Source organism: Paenibacillus sp. FSL H8-0122 (genome assembly GCF_038005345.1).
GTDB lineage: Bacteria > Bacillota > Bacilli > Paenibacillales > Paenibacillaceae > Paenibacillus_AQ.
Genome location: NZ_JBBOTB010000001.1, coordinates 4298792 through 4321121, shown reverse-complemented (window position 1 = coordinate 4321121; position 22330 = coordinate 4298792). Strand labels below are relative to the sequence as shown.

General features: G+C 52.3%; 19 protein-coding genes. 9 read left to right on the top strand and 10 right to left on the bottom strand.

Going from position 1 to position 22330, the window contains the following annotated elements; genetic code table 11:
• Positions 1 to 4 precede the first annotated feature (4 nt).
• Both NSS64_RS18730 and NSS64_RS18725 read left to right on the top strand, forming a co-directional pair.
• Positions 5 to 1804 carry a sensor histidine kinase gene (locus tag NSS64_RS18730; RefSeq protein ID WP_341141106.1) on the top strand — a complete coding sequence of 600 codons (1800 nt, stop codon included), beginning with the start codon at positions 5 to 7 and terminating at the stop codon, positions 1802 to 1804.
• 2 nt (positions 1805 to 1806) lie between these two features.
• Positions 1807 to 3120, top strand: coding sequence for an ABC transporter substrate-binding protein (locus NSS64_RS18725; protein ID WP_341141105.1), 1314 nt, complete (start codon positions 1807 to 1809; stop codon positions 3118 to 3120).
• Positions 3121 to 3500: 380 nt separating this feature from the next.
• On the opposite strand, the gene NSS64_RS18720 is transcribed toward NSS64_RS18725, so the two are convergent.
• Positions 3501 to 4166 (bottom strand): hypothetical protein, encoded by a 666-nt coding sequence (locus NSS64_RS18720; protein WP_341141104.1) that lies wholly within the window; start codon positions 4164 to 4166, stop codon positions 3501 to 3503.
• Between the two features lie 268 nt (positions 4167 to 4434).
• Here NSS64_RS18720 and NSS64_RS18715 point away from each other — a divergent pair, with 268 nt between their 5' ends.
• Both NSS64_RS18715 and NSS64_RS18710 read left to right on the top strand, forming a co-directional pair.
• Entirely contained in the window at positions 4435 to 6426 is a 1992-nt protein-coding gene (locus NSS64_RS18715; RefSeq protein WP_341141103.1) for a Na+/H+ antiporter, read from the top strand.
• Between the two features lie 52 nt (positions 6427 to 6478).
• Complete coding sequence (locus tag NSS64_RS18710) at positions 6479 to 7060, top strand: CueP family metal-binding protein (protein WP_341141102.1); 582 nt, start codon at positions 6479 to 6481, stop codon at positions 7058 to 7060.
• 134 nt (positions 7061 to 7194) lie between these two features.
• Here NSS64_RS18710 and NSS64_RS18705 read toward each other — a convergent pair whose 3' ends face one another.
• Positions 7195 to 7701, bottom strand: coding sequence for an NUDIX hydrolase (locus tag NSS64_RS18705; RefSeq protein ID WP_341141101.1), 507 nt, complete (start codon positions 7699 to 7701; stop codon positions 7195 to 7197).
• A gap of 699 nt (positions 7702 to 8400) precedes the next feature.
• Between NSS64_RS18705 and NSS64_RS18700 the strand changes: the two genes are divergently transcribed.
• The 3 genes from NSS64_RS18700 to NSS64_RS18690 are packed head-to-tail and all read left to right on the top strand — an operon-like array spanning position 8401 to position 12417.
• The gene (locus NSS64_RS18700) at positions 8401 to 10362 is read left to right on the top strand and encodes a serine hydrolase domain-containing protein (protein WP_341141100.1); all 1962 of its coding nucleotides are present in this window, start codon (positions 8401 to 8403) and stop codon (positions 10360 to 10362) included.
• 22 nt (positions 10363 to 10384) lie between these two features.
• Positions 10385 to 11062, top strand: coding sequence for a response regulator transcription factor (locus NSS64_RS18695; protein WP_341141099.1), 678 nt, complete (start codon positions 10385 to 10387; stop codon positions 11060 to 11062).
• Positions 11059 to 12417, top strand: a complete 1359-nt coding sequence (locus NSS64_RS18690; protein ID WP_340942279.1) for a HAMP domain-containing sensor histidine kinase — start codon at positions 11059 to 11061, stop codon at positions 12415 to 12417. The genes NSS64_RS18695 and NSS64_RS18690 overlap by 4 nt, the downstream gene beginning before the upstream one ends.
• Here the strand turns inward: NSS64_RS18690 and NSS64_RS18685 are convergent.
• Both NSS64_RS18685 and NSS64_RS18680 read right to left on the bottom strand, forming a co-directional pair.
• The gene (locus NSS64_RS18685; RefSeq protein WP_341141098.1) at positions 12392 to 13009 is read right to left on the bottom strand and encodes a TetR/AcrR family transcriptional regulator; all 618 of its coding nucleotides are present in this window, start codon (positions 13007 to 13009) and stop codon (positions 12392 to 12394) included. The genes NSS64_RS18690 and NSS64_RS18685 overlap by 26 nt on opposite strands.
• Before the next feature lie 46 nt (positions 13010 to 13055).
• A complete protein-coding gene (locus NSS64_RS18680) occupies positions 13056 to 14246 on the bottom strand; it encodes a pectin acetylesterase-family hydrolase (protein ID WP_341141097.1) in 1191 nt (396 codons plus the stop codon).
• 168 nt (positions 14247 to 14414) lie between these two features.
• On the opposite strand from NSS64_RS18680, the gene NSS64_RS18675 reads away from it, so the two are divergent.
• Positions 14415 to 14765, top strand: a complete 351-nt coding sequence (locus tag NSS64_RS18675; protein WP_341141096.1) for a hypothetical protein — start codon at positions 14415 to 14417, stop codon at positions 14763 to 14765.
• Positions 14766 to 15330: 565 nt separating this feature from the next.
• Complete coding sequence (locus tag NSS64_RS18670; protein WP_341141095.1) at positions 15331 to 16287, top strand: phosphotransferase; 957 nt, start codon at positions 15331 to 15333, stop codon at positions 16285 to 16287.
• Positions 16288 to 16341: 54 nt separating this feature from the next.
• Here the strand turns inward: NSS64_RS18670 and NSS64_RS18665 are convergent, their stop codons facing one another.
• From NSS64_RS18665 to NSS64_RS18640, 6 genes are all read right to left on the bottom strand, one after another.
• The gene (locus NSS64_RS18665; RefSeq protein ID WP_341141094.1) at positions 16342 to 16740 is read right to left on the bottom strand and encodes a DUF6843 domain-containing protein; all 399 of its coding nucleotides are present in this window, start codon (positions 16738 to 16740) and stop codon (positions 16342 to 16344) included.
• A gap of 259 nt (positions 16741 to 16999) precedes the next feature.
• Complete coding sequence (locus NSS64_RS18660) at positions 17000 to 18130, bottom strand: YheC/YheD family endospore coat-associated protein (RefSeq protein ID WP_341141093.1); 1131 nt, start codon at positions 18128 to 18130, stop codon at positions 17000 to 17002.
• Positions 18112 to 18630, bottom strand: coding sequence for an N-acetyltransferase (locus tag NSS64_RS18655; RefSeq protein WP_341141092.1), 519 nt, complete (start codon positions 18628 to 18630; stop codon positions 18112 to 18114). Before NSS64_RS18655 ends, NSS64_RS18660 begins: the two co-directional genes overlap by 19 nt.
• A 28-nt stretch (positions 18631 to 18658) precedes the next feature.
• A complete protein-coding gene (locus tag NSS64_RS18650; RefSeq protein ID WP_340942264.1) occupies positions 18659 to 19771 on the bottom strand; it encodes a YheC/YheD family endospore coat-associated protein in 1113 nt (370 codons plus the stop codon).
• On the bottom strand, positions 19768 to 21141 hold the full coding sequence (locus NSS64_RS18645) for a YheC/YheD family endospore coat-associated protein (protein ID WP_340942263.1): 1374 nt from the start codon (positions 21139 to 21141) through the stop codon (positions 19768 to 19770). The genes NSS64_RS18650 and NSS64_RS18645 overlap by 4 nt, the downstream gene beginning before the upstream one ends.
• Positions 21142 to 22320 carry a YheC/YheD family endospore coat-associated protein gene (locus NSS64_RS18640; protein ID WP_341141091.1) on the bottom strand — a complete coding sequence of 393 codons (1179 nt, stop codon included), beginning with the start codon at positions 22318 to 22320 and terminating at the stop codon, positions 21142 to 21144. It abuts the gene before it with no gap.
• Positions 22321 to 22330: the final 10 nt, after the last annotated feature.

Below are 22330 nucleotides of genomic sequence, written 5' to 3'. Positions count from 1 at the left end.
CCGCATGTTATCCGGTAAAAGATTCAACCGGTCCGCTTATGTGCCGCTGCGCACGAAGTTTATCATTTTATTCTGCCTGCTGATTACCATTCCGTTCCTGATCATCGGCACTATCAGCTATAGAAAATATATTGCCGGAGTAGAACGCAGCACGGTGGAGCTGTCCAATCAGGTCGTCAGCCAGATTAATATTAATCTGGAGCATTATATTAAAGAGCTGGACCGTCTGACGCTTGCACCTCTGTATGATGAGGATATGATGCACATTCTCCGCAAGCACAGGGACCCGGAGAAGCCCGGCACCTATCTGAGCACGGATGAGACGCTGAAGATGAACCTGTTTATCTCTTCGCTGGCTTTTGACAGGGGGGAAATCGAGAGCATTCTGGTATTCACCAATGACGGCGGAATCTTCAGTAATCTGGACCAGAGTGTGAGGAAGCGGTGGGACCGCAGCACGGCAGAGTGGATGGAGACCGTAAAGCAGGCGGATGGCGGGCTGGCCATTCTTCCGCCGCATAGTGCAGCTTACTACACAGAGGCGAAGCAGGGGATCATCTCCGTGGCCAGAGTCATCCGTGAACCGTACACCCATGCTATGCTGGGGATAGTCAAGGTGGATCTGACGGCGCGAGGGTTCGGTTCGATTGTATCTACGGTACGTTCCAGTGGGAGCGGTCTGCTGCAGATTACAGGCAAGGATCAGGTGGTTCTATACTCCGGGGCCGGCAAGCTTCCTGATTCAGGCGAATCTTATATTACTGCCTCTGCGCAATCAACGTACACAGGACTTAAGGTCACCTCGCTGATGCCGCGGGCGCAGCTCCGGGAGGATGCCCGTGAATTAACCAATTCTACGCTGGTGGTGTCCATTATTGCCTTGATGGCGGCTTATGCGGCAGCTATTCTGCTGTCCAGCCGACTGATTAAGCCGATTGCCCATCTCCAGTCGAAGATGAGGCAGGTGAAGCGGGGGCTGTTCCTGGAACGTGCGACAGTCACCACCAGCGATGAAATCGGGCAGCTGACCGAAGGGTTCAATACGATGATCGGCGAGATCGACCGTCTGGTCAAAGAGGTCTATGAGACCCGGCTGAAAGAACGGGAGGCGGAGCTGCTGGCGCTGCAGAGCCAGATTCATCCGCATTTTCTGTACAATACGCTGGAGATGGTGAATATGCTGGCCCTTCAGGGCAATACCCGGGAGCTCTCCGGTGTGGTAACCAGTCTCGGCAAGCTGCTGCGTTATACCGTAGGCCACCGGGAACAGATGGTGTATGTGCTGGATGAGGTGAAATTCGTGGAAGCGTACCTGCGCATTCAGGGCATGCGCCTGGGGGACAAGCTGCAAGCCGTAATTCACATTGATTCTTCCTTCGATTACTGTATGGTGCCGAAGCTGATTCTGCAGCCGCTGATCGAGAATGTCATTGAACATGCGATGGGACCGGATACGCTGCATCTTACCTTGGCCGCTTCTGTGGACGAAGAGGATCTGGTCCTGTCAGTCAAGGATGACGGCCTTGGCATCGACGGCGCACGGATGCTGGAGCTTGAAGAACAGCTATATGGCCGTCAGCCCCGGGCCGCAGCCGATGCGGAGCAGGGAGGATTTGGCCGGATACTCAAGGGGTTCGCGCTGCGCAATGTCCATCAGCGGCTGCGTCTGCTCTATGGAGAGCCTTACGGCCTGACACTGGATAACACGGCAGAGCGCGGTGTAACGGTCTCGCTGCGGCTGCCGATGAACTGGGAAGCGATGAACAATACCGGCCCTGCCGGGGACAGACAGGAGGAGGCATAAGGATGCGGACAAGGCTGCTAGGTCTGATTGCTGCAGTGCTGCTGGCTACAGGGTGCTCCTCAGGTGCAGGAAGCGGAGCGGTTGACGGGAAAGCGGGGGATGGGGAAGGAGGGACGGTGACGGCTGCTGTGCAGGAGCCTGTGAAGCTGAAGTTCAGCATCTGGGGCAATGATGCGCAGAAGGCGATGGTCGAGGAGCTGGTGGATGAATTTGAACAGCTTCATTCCGGGATCGAGGTGGAGATTATGACGATTCCTTTTGCTGACTACCAGCAAAAGCTGTCGATTATGATGGCCTCCCGTACCGCGCCGGATGCCGGCTGGCTGGCGGAGCGGATGATTCCGCAGCTCCTGGAATCGGGCCAGCTGGTGGATATTGCAGCGGAGGTGAAGGAAGACGCCGGATATCAGTATGAGGATATCTATCCTTCTACGCTCGACATCTTCAAGCGTGGAGACCAGTTATACGGCATCCCGTTCTCCACGCCCCCGGTGCTGATCTATTACAATAAGGATCTGTTCCTGAAGAACGGCCTGAAGACGCCAACGGAGCTGTACGAGGAAGGGAAATGGAACTATGAGGAGTTCCTCAAGGCGGCGCGAAGCCTCACCGACCCGCAGCGCGGCATCTACGGCGTGAAGCTGGTCCGCGACTGGAACAATTGGTCGGATGCGCTGCTGCCGCTGCTCTGGTCGCATGGGGCAGAGCTGTTCGACAGCAGCGGAGCATCGTTTGCGCTGAATTCCCCCGCAGGGAAGGAAGCGCTGCAGCTCTATAGCGATATGATGTTCAAGAACAAGGTTCACCCGCTGCCCGGGGATGAGATTGCCTTCGACAGCGGCCGGCTTGGCATGTATACGGACCGTTACAGCTATACGTCGAAGGCCCGCGCAGTTACCGATTTCGCCTGGGACATCGCTCCGATGCCGTCAGGCATTAAGGGGACAGGGACTTCCCTCGGCTATGCGGGAGTGTCTGTCTTCGAGACCAGTCATCCGGCAGAGGCTGCAGAATTCCTCAAGTTCATCACCAATGCTGAGTCGATGAGCATCACCGCGCAATATTTCGTCCCGTCACGCAAGTCTGTTCTGGAATCCGATGTCTTCCTGCGGGCAGCCTCCGAGCCTTCACCGGAGAGCATTCAGCGGGCGGTTCTCGATCAGATCGCCACGGCGCGGATCGCGCCCGGGCATAAGAACTGGCAGCAGATAGATACGAAGATCCAGCTGTTAATGGACGGTCTCTACACGCAAACGTCCACCGTTGACGAGTTGCTCGGGCAAATGGAGCTTGAAGTTACCCCGCTTATGAAATAAGCGGGGTGTTCCTCTGTGCTTGTGCTTGTAACTATTCGCTGAGCCATCCCCTGCTGATTTGGAGGTGGAGGCGGCAGCGCAATTACAATTCCTGCACATAATGCAACATTGCCTCTCATTAAGGGTCCATAATCAGAAAATGTTGCACAAAAAGCAGGAATACACCGCACTTAAGTAACTTCACGTTAAGATTCCTGCATTTCCTGCAACAATTCTCCCGCACACCCCAGTATCTAGATAGCTAAGTTGCAATATCTGCAACATTATTAAGGCTGCTAGCCTGTCAAACCGCTACAATCCCCGCCAAATTGCATACTGTAGATTTACTCATGAAGCTTACCTATGCTCAGAGCGGTTCACCCAAGACTAGTCATCAGCACTTACTGATACAAATCAGGCAATCCCTGCACAGGCTCATAATAACAAATGTATCTGTTTTGTATGACCGGGCGCAGCAGTCCTTTATGGACCAGCTCCTGAAGCTGTTTGCGTGCTGTCCTAAAGCTCATATTGTACTGGAGCATCAGGTCTTTGGGCCGTAACCCCTTTTTTTGACTCAAGGAGAGTCTCACAATCTCTCTTTCCCTCGGTGAAAGTGAGGGTCCTATCGGAACACGGAGCAAAGAAGGGGAAATGACCATTTGCAGCAGCATGCGGCAGATTTCCGGACGATTCTGCACATCATCGAAGGAGAAATGTATAATCCTCCAGCCCAGTCCGTTCAGATAATTCTCCCGATTCAGCGAGTAGCTGAACCTTTCGCGGTCCATATCCTTCACATGGCTCTGGTAACCGTCACATTCCAGGCCGAATTTTCCGTACGACGGAAGAAAAGCAACATCCAGAAATTGCGATTTACGGTTCCAGTCGTAGACCTCATACTCCGGATGCAGATCATCCAGATTGCCAAACAGCGGCCACCAGACATTACGCAGCAGCAGCTTCTCTGCATACGGATGCCCCCGTGACAGCCGGCCTCTGCGCTCTCCTGTTCTGATCGACAAATGATGGTCCAAGAGCAGCTGATGCGCTTTTTCAAAATCCATTTCCATTCCCTCCATCTCTCCTTTACGCAAAAAAAGAACGCCCCTCTGCCAGCGATGGCTTGGGACGTTCTTCGTCTGAGCTAATTATACGCCAGCACACGGGCGAGCGGCAATAAATGGTTTATCGATGTCCGTACATTAACCTTTTGTATGAAATCTATAGCAGCCGCCAAGAGGATATTTCCTCCCAGATCGTTTATACTGAGTTTACATACATAACGTAATTTAGTACCTACACAAGCAAGTGTAGAGATGGAGGTTTGTACGATTGGAATTATTTGAGTATATTTTGTTGATGCTGGCAGCCGTGTCGCTGTCAAATCTGGTGAACCGGTTCATCCCCTCGCTCTCCGTGCCGATCATTCAGATTGCACTGGGTATGGCCTTGACCTGGCTGCCCCTGCATTTCGAGCTGGAGCTGAACCCGGAGCTGTTCCTGCTGTTATTCATTGCTCCCTTGCTGTTCAATGACGGCAGGCTTGCCGATAAAGTGGCCTTATGGAAGCTGAAAAAGCCGATTTTGCTGTTGGCGTTGGGACTGGTTTTTCTAACGGTAGGGGTGCTGGGCTATTTCCTGCACTGGCTGCTGCCGGTACTGCCTCTGGCGGCTGCGTTTGCGCTGGCGGCGGCACTGGCCCCTACGGATGCGATCGCTGTAGGCGCACTGGAGCAAAAGGTGAAAATTCCCCATCAGACGATGCAAATTCTCGAAGGAGAATCTTTGATTAACGACGCATCGGGTCTGGTCTCCTTTCAATTTGCAGTCGCAGCTATGGTCACAGGCGCATTCTCTTTTAAAACGGCCAGTCTGAGCTTTATCTCCATTTCTCTTGGCGGTGTGGTGCTGGGCCTTGTGCTGACATTCATTAAATACGGGATCGTCCGCTGGCTGCGCAGGCTAGGGATGGAGAATGTGACGCTACATATGCTGATTGAGATCCTGACGCCATTTGCTATTTTTATGGCCGCCGAGGAATTGGGGGTCAATGGAATTCTGGCGGTTGTGAGCGCCGGGATTGCCCATTCCTTCGGATATAAGCAGATGAATCCTGAGGTAGCCAAGCTGAATATCGTGTCCAAAAGCACCTGGTCCGTCATTATCTTCGTCCTGAACGGACTGGTCTTCCTGCTGCTGGGCACCCAATTGCCGGAGATCATACAAACGGTCTGGAACAACCCGGATATAGGGAATGTCCAGGTTATCCTGTATACCCTCCTATTAACCGCTGCTGTCCTCGGTCTGAGGCTGATCTGGATGCTGGTTATGGATATCCCCGAAGGGGAGGAGCCGCGCGGACCCTGGAAGCTGGAGTTCAAGAAGGCACTGATTCTCACGCTGTCAGGAGTGCGCGGTACGATTACCCTGGCGAGTACGATGTCACTGCCGTTTTTCCTGGATGACGGCTCTTACTTTCCGGCGAGAGACCTTATTATTTTCCTGGCGGCGGGTGTCATTCTGTGGACCCTGCTGGCGTCTAACTTTCTGTTGCCGCTGCTGCTTGGCTCAGATCATGAAGCGGAGCATAGCGCCGAGGAAGCCCAGGCCCGGATCGAAATTCTGCGCAGCGTGGTTGCGGGGCTAAATGAGCAGGCTACAGACCAGTCCCGCCTGGCTTTGAACCATCTAACCGGCATCTATAACACACGAATCCGCATGCTGAAGAAGAATGAAGAGGCCGAGGAAATGGAACGGAAGCTTGGAGTGAAGGCGCTCAAGTGGCAAAGAGAATACACGATGCTTGCGCTTAAGCAGCACGAGGTGAACCCGTATACGGCATACCGTTATCTGAACCGGCTGAACCGGCAGTTGTTCATCTACACCCGTGATCCGCAGTACAAGAATGATCTGATTCCGTTCAAAAGCTGGGAAGAAATCACCGGTGTCATCCAGCAGGTCCGCTTAAGCGCGCAGGAGCGGCGTGAGGAATCGAACCGGCTGCAATCCGGGATTTTCGCGTACGTTCTTGAGAAGCTGAGAGAGCTGCAAAATACGGGGGAGATGGAGCCTGAAGTGATCAGCGCCCTGATTCTGCGCTATGAGCGGGGAAGAATGCGGTTAACCCGTCCGGAGTCCATCTCTGCTACGAAGCGGGAGTTCGAAGAGTCGCTGCATGAGCTGTCCCGCGCGGGCATTCAGCTAGAGCGTGATAACATTCAACTTATGTTCGAGGCCGGACGGATTTCTAGAGCTAGCATGAAGGAAATGAAACGTGATATCCTGTTCATGGAACATGATTTGCGGGAAGAGATGGGCTATTGAGCCCTATTCTATATGAAGCATTACATTCCATAAGGAGATGAATATTCGGAGTATGAGAAAACAAATCGTGGCGGGTACCTGTGCAGTCATTGTGGCAGTCGGAATCTTTTGGTATGCAGGAAACGAGGGGCGTAAGACGGCTGATAACCGGGAAGTAGCGGTCAGCACCCAGCCGGACTCTCAGGCAGCATCCAGTCAAAATATCAAGCAAATGGTGGCAGATTACAGCTCGCGCACCTTGACGGCAGATTCCGCTTCGATTACCTCCACCCAGCTTATCGTGGACAGCGGAGGTCCAAACGAAGCAGCTTATGAGCTTCCGGAGGATGAATTTTTCCTGTCCGTGGCCCCCTATGTGGAGAAGACGCATCCCTGCGCAACGCACAGCCTGACGGGCTGCCAAGGGGAACTGACTGACCAGGAATTTGACGTATACATCGAAGACGCCGAAGGCAAGGAAGTGATGAACAAGTCCGTGAAATCCCAGTCTAACGGCTTCATCGACCTCTGGCTCCCGCGCGACCAGAACTACCGGATGACAATCTCCCAAGAGGGCAGAAAGGCCCAGTCCGAGATTTCTACCTTTGAGAGCGATGATACTTGCCTGACTACTATGCAATTAACAGCTAATTAGTGCAAATTGATTTAATCCTGATTGTTATATCTCTTACAGCTATATTTAGATTATGGTACAAGAAAAGCGCCCAGTGAGGCGCTTTTTCTTGCAAAAGCCGTCCCGCTGGGCGTGCAGCATTTTTCCCAACTCGCTCATTTTACGGATTTAAAGTTTCTATAATCAAATGAACCACTCGCAACAGGAATAGTCCCAGTACGTATCCATTCAATAGCCTGCAATACGAGGGGTGATGAATTGTTAGAAGTTACTTCATCAAGAGGCAGCCAAATAGCCCCGTTTGAATCTTGTCCTTCAAACGATTCAATGGTATTAGGTCTCTCTTCTGAATCAACGTTAACTTCATATACAATTGCAATATGATGTAAATTTTCTACTGTGTTATCTTGTAATGTCCATATCACAGAAAAATCACAAACCCCAATATTTTTAAGTTTTCGAACTGTATGACCTGTTTCTTCACGGAATTCTCTTGTGATTCCTTGCTCTAAGGATTCCATCTTTTCTAACCGGCCACCAGGTAAATCATATTTTCCTGTGTAGGGACCTAAGATTTTTCGAATAACCAAAATACAGTTATCAACCACGCAAATTCCATAAACCCCCATATGTCGATAAAAATTGTCGTTGATATCAAGCATTTTGCCCTTCCCCCCAACTATCTCAAATTCCTTGCTATTCAAGTAGCTGAACCAAGCCAAGTAATATTGCAGATACTTCGTTGCTACTTTCAAAAAAACATTCTAACACAACCCCACATCCGGCGGTAATCCCACCTTTGCCCGCCAATCTAAGAGAGGGTGAAGGTTGTCTCACGCTGAAGCTTGGAAATCCTGCACATATTGCAACATTCTACTCATTAAAAGAGCCGTAATCCGGAAATGTTGTACAAAAGTCAATATTTTACCCTCATCCAAGCGGCTGTGCAAGTAGATTCTTGCATTTCCTGCAACATTTCTCCCGTACCCCCAAGTCTCTATGAACCAAAGTTGCAAAATCTGCAATATTACGGGTATGCCTTGACCATTTGGAAGCAGCGGAGGATGAAGCCGTACATGGCCTACCGTTATTTGCAGCGGCTGACCATGCAGCTTACTGCAAATTAAGCTGAACCCACTTGTGTAGCCCAGGGACGCATGCCTGAAATGAAAAATCCGGAAGAACTTCCATACAGGGGAGCCTTCCGGATTTTTTTATACATTAATTCAAATACTAATCCTGTCCGAAGTCCTGAAAATCATAGTTGATAGCGTTGTTAACGTTCCATTCACACTACTCTGATAATCTCTATAAGTGTTAGGCGGAGGAAAATTATATATAAGATGATGCGGAGGGTAATCATGTTAACACCTAAGAAAAAATGGCGGGACGCTGCTCTGGCAATATTGGCTGTGATGGGATTAAGTGCGGGCCTTATATTTCCCGGGAAACATGCCAGTGCGGAGACAGGGCAAGCTGCTTCACCGGATTCCCGGATTGAATCTCCTGCCAATCTTGAGGATACGGCAAGTCTGACAGCCTTCGTGGATGGAATGATGGAAGAGTATATGAATCGGCTGCAAATTCCCGGCGCGGTGGTCTCTATCGTCAAGGACGGCAAGATTATTCTGGGCAAAGGGTATGGCAGCTCGAATCTGGAGCAAGCGGCTCCGGTTGACCCTGCAACCAGCATGTTCCGAATCGCTTCTACGACCAAGCTGTTTACCTGGACGGCTGTGATGCAACTGGTGGAGCAGGGCAAGATTGATCTGGACACGGACATTAACACCTACCTGAAATCTGTGAAGATTCCTGCCACTTATCCTGAACCCATCACCATGCGCCATTTGATGACCCATACCGCAGGCTTTGAAGAGGGCGGAGTTGGTTATCAGATCGTTACTGATCCTGCCGGATTGCCCGGTTCCATCTCGGAGACACTCAATAAACATATGCTCGCCCGGATCAGACCGCCCGGTGAGATGAGTGCCTATTCTAACTATGGAGCCACGCTTGCAGGGATGATCGTGGAGGATGTCAGCGGTATTCCTTATAATGATTATATTCAGAAGTATATCTTCGATCCGCTGGACATGAAGCATTCAACGGTAGTTGAGCCTTTGCCGGAGTCATTCATCCCTTACCAGGTGGTAGGGTATAATAGCGGGAACGGCAGCTTTATTCCTGGCACACCTACATTCGAGGGCGGATTTCGTCCTGCCGGCTCGGGTACTGTATCTGCAATAGACATGGCACATTTCATGATCGCGCATCTGCAGAACGGGAAATATGGCAACGGGCAGATTCTGAAGCCTGAGACGGCTGCATTCATGCATTCAACGGCATTCCAGCTCGATAAGCGCCTGCCGGGAGTAGCTCTCGGATTCGCAGAGAAGCGGGTGAACGGGGTGAGATTAATCTCTCATGGCGGCTCCGATCCCATGTTTAATACGGAATTGTATCTCGCACCAGCCAAGCAACTGGGGATTTTCTTATCCTACAATGGCGGTCAAGGCAGCGAAGCTGCGACCCATCTGGTCCAGGCCTTGTTCAACCGGTACTATCCCGCTCCTGAAGTGAAGCAGCCGGAGTTCTCCGCTTCCGCGGAATCCGTACAGCAATATGCCGGCTCCTATCAATTTACACGCCGCAACATAAGTGATATTGACAAGTTCTTTAACTTTTTTGCCCAACTGAATGTTACGATTGTGGATAACAAAATATCCTTGGGAAGCGGCAGTGAACAACAGCTGTACAGAGCAGTCGCTCCTAACCTGTTTCAGCTGGAGGAAGGGACCGATCAGATCGGCTTCCTTACGGATGAGTCAGGCACAGTAACACATATGCTCCTGGACATGGCTCCGGAGATGCCGCTGGAGCGTACGCCGCTTTTGGATCAGAGTAAGTTTTGGCTTATCCTCCTTGGTGTCTCAGGATTCATTTTCATCACGGCTTTGCCCGGCCCCCTCTTCTTCAGACGCAGGTTCAAGGCGATGACGCTCCCGGAAAAGCGGGCTATCCGATTATCTGCGGGAACTGCCGTTTGGGCGCTGCTATCATTTATGACTCTGTTTATGGTTATTATGTCCATGGACATTATGCAGAAGCTCAGCAGTATCAGCCCTTTACTGTCTGTCAGCTTGGTTATGCCAATCATTATGGCGGGCTTGACCTTAGCAATGCTGGTCTCGGCTATACTGGTATGGAAGAATAAATATTGGACCGCCCTCAGGCGGGTGCATTACACATTAGTGACGCTTTCGGCTGCCCAACTGACGTTCTTCTTCTACTATTGGAATCTGCTCGGCTGGCAGTTTGGATAACGCTTAAGAGAGAAGGATGATCGTGGCTACTATACTGATCGCGGATGATGATGACAATATCCGGAAGCTGATGTCTCTATATCTGCGCAAGGAAGGGTTCGGCCTCGAAGAAGCCGGGGATGGTACCAAGGCGATGTCCATCATTGAGAACTCGCATGTCGATCTTGTGATTCTGGATATTATGATGCCGGGACTGAACGGCTGGGAGCTGTGCCGGGAAATCCGGCGTACGGATGCCAACCTGCCCCTTCTCATGGTGACGGCCAAAGCGGAATCGGCCCACAAAGTGAAAGGATTTCAGCTCGGAACGGACGATTACCTGACCAAGCCCTTTGATCCGGTTGAGCTGGTCATGCGGGTAAAAGCGCTGCTCAAACGCTCACTGGTTGTCACTTCCCAGTCCGTGCAGCTTGGCAATGTGGTGCTTAACCGCCGGACCTTTCAGGTTACACGCGGTGGAATGCCGGTCACGTTACCTTTGAAGGAATTTGATCTTCTATTTCTGCTGGTCAGCCACCCCAGGCAGATCTTCACCAGAGAACAGCTGATTCAGCAAATCTGGGGACTCAATTATGAAGGGGACGGCCGGACTGTGGATGTGCATGTCAGCCGGCTGAGAGAGAAATTCAGCGGCAATGGCGAGGGTTTTCATATCGAAACTGCCCGCGGTCTGGGCTACCGCCTGATCCCTGAGTCATGATCAAGACACTGTATGTTCGGGTCATTCTCACATTTCTCGGCATTATTGTCTTTAGTCTGATCTGTTCCTTTTTCATCGGCTTGTATGTATTTCAGAAGCAAATAAGCTATGAGGGACAGAACGAGATGATTACAGTGGGCAGGGAGATCATTCACCGCTATGATGACGCCAGGCCTGAAGATACGGACGAGTTCCTGAATAGTATGGTTAAGGTATCGGCGCATCCTATCCATCTGTACGACCAGTCGGGGGAACATACTTTTTACGGGCTCGCGGATAGTCCGGCTGTTACCATCACTCCCGGGGCTGTCCGGCAAGTATTGCAGGGGAAGGTCTATCGTTCTTCCACGGAAGATAATGATACGTTTATTGGAATGCCCTTTATGCTCAAGGGAGAGTGGCGTGCGATGTTCTTGCAGTACTCAGCCGAGAACGAACATATTGTCAACCGTCTGGTACTCTTTGTGCTGCTGCTCGTGCTTGTGCTGGGAAGCGGTTGTATTGTTGTGGCTGCCAGATACCTGGTGGAGCCGATCAAGGCTTTGACGAATGCCACCAGAAGACTGGCCAAGGGTGACTTTGAGGTAGATCTTAAGATGAACCGTGTAGACGAGATCGGAGAGCTGACACAGAGCTATGTGGAGATGGCGGGGGAATTGAAGCAGCTGGAGCAGATGAGGCAGGATTTCGTCTCTAATGTCTCCCATGAAATCCAGACACCGCTTACCTCCATTTCGGGTTTTGCCAAGGCGCTGCAGAACAATGATTTGATTGCGGAAGAGGAGCGTAAGGACTATCTGGATATCATCATTGCGGAGAGTGGACGTCTGTCACGGCTGAGTGATAATCTGCTGAAGCTGGCTTCCCTGGATTCCGAGCATCACCCCTTCTCGGCAGTCTCCTTCCGGCTTGATGAGCAGATTAGAACCATCGTGGTGACCTGTGAGCCGCAATGGGCAGCCCGAAGCATCGTTATCGATCTGGAGCTGCCGGAAGCGGTCTATATCATTGGCGATGAAGATCAGCTTAAGCAGGTGTGGATGAATCTGCTGGGCAACAGCATCAAGTTCACGCCCGAAGGCGGGAAGATCCGCATCCGTATAGACCACAGTGCAGCAGAAGTTGCGGTCACGATCAGCGATAATGGCATCGGGATCTCCCCGGAAGAGTGGGGTGCCGTATTCCAAAGATTCTATACCATAGACAAGTCGCGGAATGGAAGGAATAACGGGAACGGTCTGGGACTGGCCATTGTCTCAAAAATCGTCTCCCTGCATCAGGGCAGTATTGAGCTGGACGGTGCGGCAAAAGAGGGAACAACGATTATCGTCAGGTTGCCCGCACGCCAGCCATAATGAAATCCTTGAATTGCCGGTCCGCTGCCCGGTCTTCCTCCGTAACGGAACCGCCCCGCTGATGAGACAGAATAACGGCTTTTTGTAAATACATGAAATACAGGTGGGTGGACTTCTGCAGAAGATCCAGCCACTTTTTTTGATACTCTGGAGCCACCGCTGCTGTCTCAAGGTTTATGTACCGGGAATACCAGACCTCCATAGCTCTCTTGAAATCAGGCAGCTCCGCCGGATTCTTGGACAGGGTGCTGTAGTAGACTCCAAAAATGGCATCATAATAGATCAGTGCCTCGTGATGATCTTTTAATGCCAGATATTGATCCAGAATCTTCTCCAGGGAGGGAACAGGCCGGGCAAAATCAAAATCAAACAGCAGCTGTCCAAACATCCGCTCCAGATTATCCACATAGAGCTTAGCGGCTAAATCTTCCTTGTCCTTATAATGAAGGTACAACGTGCGGCGGGAGACACCGGCTTGTCCGGCGATCTGTGCCATATCCGTGCGTTCGATCCCCTGAGTACAGAATAGGTCCAGCGCGGCCTTCTTAATGAGCTCTTTGGTCATTTGCATTTGCTTTTCACGTAAATTCAATGATCTTCTCTCCTGTCTTCCTGCGAAAATACCGCTGCTGCAGGAGCTACTCCTGAGCAGGTGCTGACGTCCCCAAGAACTTGCTGCCTACCGAATAGCGCTTCTGCTGATTGACCGCATCCCCCAGCCACTTCACAAGCTTCACACCATCCTGCTCTGCCTGATAGAAGGTCTCCCGGGTGGAAAAAGTGTGCGGGGTTGTCCCGTTCTCAGCGTTCAGCCCGTAATCAGTCAGATAGTAATAATAATTAGGAACTGTGGCCGCTAGAGCTGCTACCGATTGCCGCATTTCCTCTGACCATTCCTTAATGAGCTTCTGGTCCAGTGGCCCGTTGTAATCGTTAATTTTGTTCTGGAAGTGGATCAGAATCTCATCATATACCGAGTAGGATTGTAAAAGCACCGTACCTGCAGGCAGCAGCCGGCCATTCGCCCGAAAGGCAGCCCCGATGATATCTGCCTCCGGCGCATACCCGAAGGTTGCAGTGAAATCCGAGTCCCATTCCTGCTTCATCACCTGCGGCCACTTGTCTGACTTCAGGAAGGAGCTGTCCGCATATTGGAAAATCTCAGAATCCCGGTAATGTGAAGTAATCTCGGGCGCCCAGAAGGCTGACCCGAATCCGCCGGCGCTCTCGCCTGCGATCAGCAGCTTCCCGGGCTTAGCCACGTTCGCATAGATCCAGTCAAGGCTGCTGCGCACATTAGTACGCCCGTTATACCGCATGGTGAAGGTGCTGCCGTCCTCTCGCGGATACGTAGCGGTGCGGTTCCCAATGTGGAAGTCACCTGTTGAATAAGGGAGGTAGACCACATTCCAGCCGTGAAAAGGATTATCCGGGTTGTCTGTATCCATCATCCCGCCCAGCAAAGTCAGCATATAAAACGGAATGTCAGCGAAATAGTTGCCTGTATCTCCACCTTTAATAAAGTTCATGAGCTTAATAGGATGTGCAGCGCTCCGGGCATCCCAGCTGACCCCGCCGCCGGAAAAAAAGATGATCCAGTTGTTGCTCTCACCGGTTTTGGTCCATATGAAATACTCTGATCCATCACTGGAAAGGGTATTCCCGCCCAGCTTGACCTTATTCCACTCGTAGGGCTTCGCTTCCGTGATTACGGGAGTAGAGGTCACCGGCCGTTGGATTACGAAGGCGTAGACCGCAACAATGGCAATGACAACAACGCTCAACAATCCAATACCCGTAAATATCGTGATTTTCTTCATTCTGCTCATCTCATCGCCCCCTTAATAGAAGTATACGTCTAGTTAACTCATTGCACAAGGTGTATACTTTTTCCCCTGGCGTAATTCAACTTACTCCTTAATTTTTGGTTTTTCATAAATTACGATATAATTATCCCTAAGATTACCAGTGGAATGATAAGGACCTGGAGGGATTGTATGACACTATCCAAATGCCTCAAGTTTTCAGTGACATTGTTATTTCTCTTAATGTTCAGTACAGCCTGCCAAAGTCATAAGGAGCTAGGAACAAGCGGCTATATTTCGTTAAATGAATTAGAGAGCTTAGTGGACAATGGAGCCGCACTGAATTGGAGCGATTTTGACAAGTATCCGTATGAGGATATCGGTTCAGGAGTGTATATCAGAAAGTACCAGATCGAAGGGGAAGGACAGTTGTTAGTTAGGGGAAAAAGTCTGGAAAATCCGCCTGAGCAAATTTCTGTGGTTGATGCAGAGGGTAAAGAGCGGGAATTTAATCCTGAGAATTTGAGTGAATTCCTTAAGTAAGTGAAAAGCTCAACGAAGGGCGATGAAAGATGAAAGCGTTACAAACGATACTCCAAGCCATTCTCTACGTACTGCTGGTTATTGGACTACACTTAGTCCTGATTTATTTTCTAGAGATAAGAATGGAGAGATGGGGAACAGCGCTATTAGAAGAAACCATTAGGGTGTACATCATACCGCTGATATTATGCATTGTAAATGCTATTATAATTTCACGCAATCGGAGGATAAAGTACAAAATCAACTGGTTTTTAATAACTATGTTTTCAAGTCTACTACTTCTTTTATTCTTCACAGCCGTGCAAAATCACGGAGATCCTTATGAGGGAGGGTTCGTAACTATTGAATTTTTCCCGAAGTATCAATTGGAGATGCTCTTTATTCTTCCTTGGAGTATCGCAATTATACAGTTTATCTTAACGCTCTATTATCTGTTTAAAATGAGAAAAGAGGATTAATATAGATCGGTAGGTGAATTAATGTGGAATCTCATATGCTCCTCGCTGCGCAAGGTTTAGCTGATGTACTAGGGCCAGGAAAGGTCCTTCATTTGAAGCAAGGGTCCATGACAGAAGACGAACGCGGATGGTCTGGGGTGGAGGTGCGCCGCGTAGAAATTACTTATGCAGATGGTCAAAGGGGAAGTATGATCTTTAAAGAAGCGGCCTTGAAAGAACGCCTGGCGATGGAACGGTTAACTGACCAGGGACACCGGAACACGCCAGCAGCTTTTTCACCGGATATCGAGACAGATGAGCCTAAGTGGATGGCGATGGAGGACTTGGGGAGAATCAAGACACCTCCGCCTGGCCCAAATTGGACATCAAGGGGTGCAGAAGCACTGGCAAAAATCCATGCCCGTAATCTGCGTAGAGGTTCTGAGATGCCGTGGCTTCCCCACGCTGACCGTAAGTATTGGGAGGATTATTTGGTTACCCAATTGACTGTGGACCATTTTGAAGCATGTGCTGAGCAAAACCCGGATTTTCGCCAGGAATTTGGCGCTTATCTGCCATTATTGCGTGAGAAAGCCAACATTTTTGCCCGTGATATGGCTTCTTTGTACAGTGAGAAGAACAGTCTGACTCTTACGCATGGGGATTTACAATCGGTGGATGGTTCACATGTCCATTATTATAAGGGAGAGCCGTATATTATTGATTTCGGCTTCTGTCATTACGCCCCTTTTTATATAGATCTGGTCGGTTATTTCAACCATGAGGATGCCAAAATGTATTACAACGAACTTATCGCAAACGGTGTCTCCCTCAGCTATGCTGATTTTTATGAAAGATTGAGGGCTGCCTTTCGTTACAGCGGGTTGATCTATCTATACCCCAGTATCAGACAATGGTCTTCCGGGCCTACGGAATTAACGGGCAAGCGTCTGCTTCAGATGTTGAAAATTATACTTACTGGCGATTTTCCTGAACGTAAGATAGATTACTCCAACCCCCTTTTCTCAAAGCTGCTTAAGGAGCATAATAGCGGTACACTTCATCTATGCAGTCATGCGGATTAAACTCCTTATTTCATTAATTCATCAGGATAACCAGGAACGGGAGTGTTTTTAAGCTCAGCTTCTGTTCCTACGAAAAAGCTCTGCACCGTAGGTTCCCTCGATTGTACCGGAACTGCTAACCGACTCGCCGTCTCCTATAGTGTGGCCATGGATCATTTGATCGACATCTAATTTTTGCTGCTTATTTTGTTCATCATAGTAGTAAAATTCTTCGAAAGATATCCCATATTCAACATCTGGAGCGGATGTTTTTAATACTCCAGATTCAGGAATGGTAAAAATGTTTCTCCCATGATCCTGTTTGATAGCGTTAAACCCCTCTTGATTATAAATAATCTGTACACAGCCCACATAATTATTTGGAATAAGATATGTATTTAGATTGCTTTTATTAGAGTTGCAGGATGCAAGGAGCAGCACCAAAGGAACGAATAGTAATAGTAACTTTTTCATGTGCTATAACCTCCGTGAATTTAAATTGAAATATGTAGCCTGCGAAGGATGTAACATCACAATACAATATAGATATCATAAGGGGGTCAAATTATAAAAAAGTAAAGTCGGGTGTTGACTGGAACTAGAGAAATGAGCTGCTCCGGATGCCGCATCAGTATAGTAGGGCTCAATATTCCAGTACGAATCGTCAAGTTGATAGCGGAAAAGACAGCCGCTCTCCACAAGGCAGGGACGGCTGTCTTATCTATATATTACCCTACTCCTCAACCACCTTAGAAGAACTAGGCGTGTTCTTATTCTTATACACCCACATCGCGTACTCCAGCGGGCGGACCAGCGCTTTGCGGTAGGTGCTGTTGTCGCCGGAGCGGGCGAAGACCTCGCGGGCGGGCTTAGGGTTGACTTCCAGCACGTAGATCCGGCCCTCGCGGTCAATGGCCAGATCCAGGGCCAGCTCACAGAGGGCGCCGAAGCTGTCTTCGAGATAGGCGGCAGCCTCGATCCCCAGCTTCTCGGCAGTGCGCATGGCCTTGTCGGCCCGATCTTCGCTGCCGAGCCACTGCTTCAGCAGCGTCTCGGCCTTCATGGCATGCCCGCCGCCATGAAGGTTCGAGGTGACGCTGCGGGCGGCGCCCACCCGGCCGGCCATGCCGGTGAACTCCCAGTCGCCCTGGCCGTTCTTCTGCACCAGCATCCGGTAATCGTGGAACCGGCCGCTGGGCAACCGCAGCGGGATGCCCTGCTGCACGAGGAATTTACCGCTGATGCACCACTGGCGGACGATGGTCTCCAGCCGGTTCAGCGACACCTTGCGCGGGGCGATGATCTGGCGGCTCTGGCGGCGTCCCTGGATATCGAAGAGGGACTTGCCTTCACGCTGGCGTTCGATCCGCAGGATGCCGCGCCCCCCGGTGCCGTTAATCGGCTTGACGTAGACGACGGGGCTTACTTTCAGCATCCGGTGCAGATCGGCAGAGGACTGGTAGAGCAGCGTCTCCGGCATATGGGTCCGGAAGCGGCTCCGCTGGGAGAAGGTCTGATGCACCGTCCATTTATTGCGCAGCGGGCGGTTCAGGAAGGTCAGATGGTCGTACCGCGCACGGAAGCGCAGCAGCTGCTGGAAGCGCTGGCTGCGCTGAATCCGGCAGCGGTCATAGATCATATTCGGGAAGGAACGCCATTTGCGCGACCATACTCCGCTTTTGACATCATAGACCATGGCATTGATCAGGTCCTTGCTGACATGTACATCTGCCGGGGTGAACACAAAGACATCCAATCCAATCCGGCTGCCTTCGATAATCATCCTCCGGTATACACTCTTCTCTTCGAGCTGCTTGGCGTCGTTCATATACAGGGTGAGGATGCCTAGGACGGGCTCTGGCACAGGAGTTCACCTCCTTGCGGGAGAATGGCGGGATCAGCTGCGCTCCTCGGGGAACGCAAGAGCAGGGTGGGCTTGCCTGTAGGTCCGGTGACCAGATCAACAGCGGAAAGGCCGATGTTGAAGCACATCTTGAGGCTGGCTGCATTGTCGCAGGCGACTTGGCATTCCAGCTGCCCGAGGCGCTCCAGCTGTGCAGCAAGCAGGGCTGTGCCCGTATGCCTGTTCCGGTACAGGGGATGGACGGCGACTACACAGGCCTCCTTGCCGAAGCCGGACACGAAGCTGACGCCTGCGAGCTGGCGGCCGTTCTGACCCCGCACCGTGGCAACGAGCAGGGAGACCCCCGGCAGGGCAAGCTGATCCGTTGTCAGCCGGGCCAGCCTCCTGCATCCGCGAAGTGTAATCCGCTGCTCCCCATACTCCCTCAGGAACTCAAGCAATCCGTTTCGCCTGGATTCCCACTGTACGGGATTGCTGTCGTAGAGTGAGGATATCTGCATGGTGTCACTTCCTTTGACGGGTAATGGATTATTTGGATTGTCGGGACAGATGATTGCCGTATTGGAAAATGCGTTCGAGCGACAGCTTGCGGATGGCCGGCTCGTCGAATTTCATCGGGCGGGAATTGGCTTCAAAAAACCATACTCCGCCTTCTTCATCGACCCCGAGGTCCATCGACATCTCGCCCAGCATGCTGGATGAAGCCCGCTCAATCTGCCGGGCCACCAGCAGCGCCGTGGTAGAGACATTCTTCAGGATAACCTCTGCCTGCTCGGGCCCGAAGGTTCCCTCCAGCATGCTGGAGGGGTCTTCAATGCTGCCGCCGCGCGGCACATGGGTGGTGATGCTGCGGGCCCCGGCCAGCCGGGCGCCGATGCCGGTTACCGCCCAGGCGCCCCGGCCGTTCTTCTGCAGCAGCACCCGCAGATCGAAGGGGCGGCCGCGGTGTCCGGCAAGCACGATGGCTTGCTGGACAATATAGCGGGCGGACCCTTTTTCCCGGCCGATCCGGGCCCATAGCCGTTCGACAGACGCGGCTTTGTAGGTGGTGTTTTTTTTGCCGCTCTGAATCTGCAGCCGGTAAGGAAGGAGAGTGTCCGGCCGGTATCCCAGCCGCATGATGCCTTTGCCCGCCTTGCCCTTCTCCGGCTTGAGATAGAGGCTCTCGTGATTCTTCAGCATCGCGGTAAGGGTCGCTGCGCTGCGCAGGCGCCGGGTTTTGGGCACATGCCTCGAGGTTGCTTTGGATTCCTTGAGCCACTCGAAGAGATTCCATTTATTGAAGAAGCTCGGATTGTACAGTGAGATTTCGGGATGCTCCAGACACTCGGCAATTTTGCGCGCGACCGGTGCCTTCTCCTCCTCCTCGCGGTTGGGAATCCGGTTATAGATGACCTGCGGCAGCGGAACAGGAATGGCATACCAGAGCCTTCCGCTGGCGGAGGGCACGTAGCCGGTCACGGTCTGTTCATTCAGCTTCAGGTCACGGACCGTGATGACATAGACCATATAGCCCATTTCTCTGCCGGTACGGATAATGTCGCGAAAATTATTGCGGTTACCGCGGAACTGCTTAAGCCGGTCACTGGTGGTCAGAATGGCGATTACGGGCTTGCTGGGATCGGGTATCCGGCTGTTCACAAGTCATCCCTCCTGCGGAATTTGCTGAGATACAGACAATGCTCCAGGATGTGCTCAATGGAAGCTTTGCCCTCAGCGCGCAGGGAGGGGTGGCGGAAGATAGAGCGTCCCGGTTTGGCATTGGCCTCGAACATCCAGATATCCTCATCCTGGTCAATGCCGAGGTCGAACCCGATCTCGCCGAGCAGATGGCGGTGCTGGATCTCCAGAGATTCTGCCAGCTTGACGGCAGTGGTCTTGGCGCGCTGGAGGACTTCATCTGATCTGGCCCCGAACACACGGCCGAGGGCCTGCTGCGGGGTCAATAGCGCTCCGCCGTTCTTCAGATGGGTGGTGACACTGCCCCGTCCGGCTTTTTTGGCCCCGATTCCGACGACGACCCATTGATTGCTGCCGTTCTTGTGCATGTGGAAGCGGAAATCAATCGGGCAGTTGTCAATCTCAATAAGGCGGATACCCTGCTGGACCACATAGTTCTGCATGCTCTGCCCATGGCGTCCCCGCAGCATACGCATCAGGCTGTCGAAGCTGGTGAAGCGCAGCAGCACATTCTTGCCGTTCCTGCGGTACCGGGCGAAATACCCTTTCTTCGGCAGGTAGGTCAGGCGGTAGATGCCGTGTCCCAGGCTGCCGGCCGAGGGTTTGTAATAGACGAAGTGGTGACGGTCGAGCATATCCCGCATTTGTTCGGAGCTGGGGTTACTGTGCGTTTCAGGCACGAAGCGGTTCGCTGCCCCGTCATTCTCCAGCAGCCGGTAGACATCCGATTTGTTGAAGAAGCTCCAGTTGAAGTACGGAATCTTCTTGCGTCCGAAGCGCTCGCGCAGCTGGTTGATGTAAGGGGAGGTCTCAGCTCTGCGGCTGGGCAGGCGGTTATAGACTACATCCGGCAGGGGCACCAGCTTGCGCTCGAAGCGGCCGGTTGCCGTCAGGAAATATCCGTTGACCTGTTCCTGTTGCCAGTCGATATCGCGCGGCATGAAGGCGAAAATGTAGCATTTGTTGCTGCCTTCGCGCAGCAGCTGCTTGATGAAGCCGGTGCGGGAGCCGAAGGGCTGCGCAGCAGAAGAGGGTCCGTCTGAGAGCACACCGACCAGCGGTCCGAGCTGCACCTCGTCATTCTGCAGATTGCGCAGGTAGATGCCGCCGGACTTCGGGACCTTGATGGCGCTTTTGACGCCCGAGGCCAGGAAGAGGTGCTTGCCGGCACGCTTGATCGGTTTGATCGTGGCCGGAATGGCATCTTTTCCGAGGCGCAGGCGGATATTTTTCTTGCCGGATAATTTCAGGCTTCTCATCAGTTCACCCGAGACATATACTACTCGATCAGGCTGCTTGGTGAAATGTACATTGCAAAAAGTGAGACCCATTTATGAATCCTCCTTTGGAACCATAGATATCATTCTCCCGTGTGAACGGAGCTGCCCGGGAGGCAGCTTGTGATGGCTGCTTGAGGTAAGCAGCAGATGGCGCGCATAGCGCAGCGGGTTCTCGGCGGCGAGTCTAGCAGCCCGGCGGTCGCCCGTCAGCCGGAACACCGTGCGCCCTGGCTTGGAATTGGCTTCCAGCAGATAGATTCTTCCTCCGGCATCGATACCAAAATCCAGGCCCAGCTCTCCGAGTCTGCCGCAGGATTCTTCCAGCAGCGGAGGCAGGAGCGCAGACGCCAGGGTCAGCTCCTCCAGCAGGTCTCTTCCTCCCGCGCCGTATTCGTCCAGCAGGAAGGGGAGAACAGGAACGGCCGTGCCTCCGCCGTGCAGATTGGAGGTCAGTGATCCACGGGTGCCGAGCCGGACGGCCATGCCGGTCAGGGTCCAGGCACCAGTGCCGTTCTTCTGCATCAGAACACGTACATCGAACGGCTGTCCTTCACTGCCGGTGAGATGCAGGTAAGGCTGTATGATATAGCGGTGCTGGCCGATGAAGCGGCCGATCCATTCCAGACCTTCGTCCAGCGTACCGAAAACATATTGAAAAGGTTTGTTATCCCGGTCTCTGCCCCGCACCTTCACTCCGCCGCCTTCGCTTCTGCCGAGCAGTACAGCGTGCAGGGTGCGCTTGCCGTGGGAGCCGGTCCGGGGCTTCAGAAAGACACCGTATTCCCTTCCGGCGAGCATATTGCCAAGCGCTTCGCGGCTGCTGTATAGCTCAGTTTCCGGCAGCAGGGGGGCGGCAGCGGGGCTGCGCCGCAGAATCTCGTAGACTCCCCATTTATCAGGAAGCCCGCGTGACCAGGGCAGACAGCGGGTCAATACAGACAGGGCAGCCGCTGCTGCTCTTTTCTCCTCCGGTGTCCGGTAGAAGCAGCGGTTATAGAGAATGTCGGGCGCCGGAGCCTGCACAGGCTCCCATTGTCCGTTCTGCCACTCATATCCGCGGACATAGGAGCCGTCTGCAGCCACACCCTCCGGATGAAAGATCAGGACCTTCAACTCATACAGCGGGGCCGCACGGCAGAGATGACTGCAGAACTCCGGCTCTGCGATGGGAGGAATCCCGTGGCGACGGCCTGTCATAATGCCAAGGAACCCCATTGCTGTTGTGGTCATGATGTCCTCC

What these genes read in the sequence shown, in the direction of transcription:
- NSS64_RS18700 (WP_341141100.1), top strand. Translation starts at nt 8,401, where the DNA reads ATGTTAACACCTAAGAAAAAATGGCGGGACGCTGCTCTGGCAATATTG.
- NSS64_RS18675 (WP_341141096.1), top strand. Translation starts at nt 14,415, where the DNA reads ATGACACTATCCAAATGCCTCAAGTTTTCAGTGACATTGTTATTTCTC.
- NSS64_RS18655 (WP_341141092.1), bottom strand. Translation starts at nt 18,630, where the DNA reads ATGCAGATATCCTCACTCTACGACAGCAATCCCGTACAGTGGGAATCC.
- NSS64_RS18640 (WP_341141091.1), bottom strand. Translation starts at nt 22,320, where the DNA reads ATGACCACAACAGCAATGGGGTTCCTTGGCATTATGACAGGCCGTCGC.
- NSS64_RS18725 (WP_341141105.1), top strand. Translation starts at nt 1,807, where the DNA reads ATGCGGACAAGGCTGCTAGGTCTGATTGCTGCAGTGCTGCTGGCTACA.
- NSS64_RS18710 (WP_341141102.1), top strand. Translation starts at nt 6,479, where the DNA reads ATGAGAAAACAAATCGTGGCGGGTACCTGTGCAGTCATTGTGGCAGTC.
- NSS64_RS18680 (WP_341141097.1), bottom strand. Translation starts at nt 14,246, where the DNA reads ATGAGCAGAATGAAGAAAATCACGATATTTACGGGTATTGGATTGTTG.
- NSS64_RS18720 (WP_341141104.1), bottom strand. Translation starts at nt 4,166, where the DNA reads ATGGATTTTGAAAAAGCGCATCAGCTGCTCTTGGACCATCATTTGTCG.
- NSS64_RS18645 (WP_340942263.1), bottom strand. Translation starts at nt 21,141, where the DNA reads ATGGGTCTCACTTTTTGCAATGTACATTTCACCAAGCAGCCTGATCGA.
- NSS64_RS18665 (WP_341141094.1), bottom strand. Translation starts at nt 16,740, where the DNA reads ATGAAAAAGTTACTATTACTATTCGTTCCTTTGGTGCTGCTCCTTGCA.
- NSS64_RS18690 (WP_340942279.1), top strand. Translation starts at nt 11,059, where the DNA reads ATGATCAAGACACTGTATGTTCGGGTCATTCTCACATTTCTCGGCATT.
- NSS64_RS18670 (WP_341141095.1), top strand. Translation starts at nt 15,331, where the DNA reads ATGACAGAAGACGAACGCGGATGGTCTGGGGTGGAGGTGCGCCGCGTA.
- NSS64_RS18705 (WP_341141101.1), bottom strand. Translation starts at nt 7,701, where the DNA reads ATGCTTGATATCAACGACAATTTTTATCGACATATGGGGGTTTATGGA.
- NSS64_RS18730 (WP_341141106.1), top strand. Translation starts at nt 5, where the DNA reads ATGTTATCCGGTAAAAGATTCAACCGGTCCGCTTATGTGCCGCTGCGC.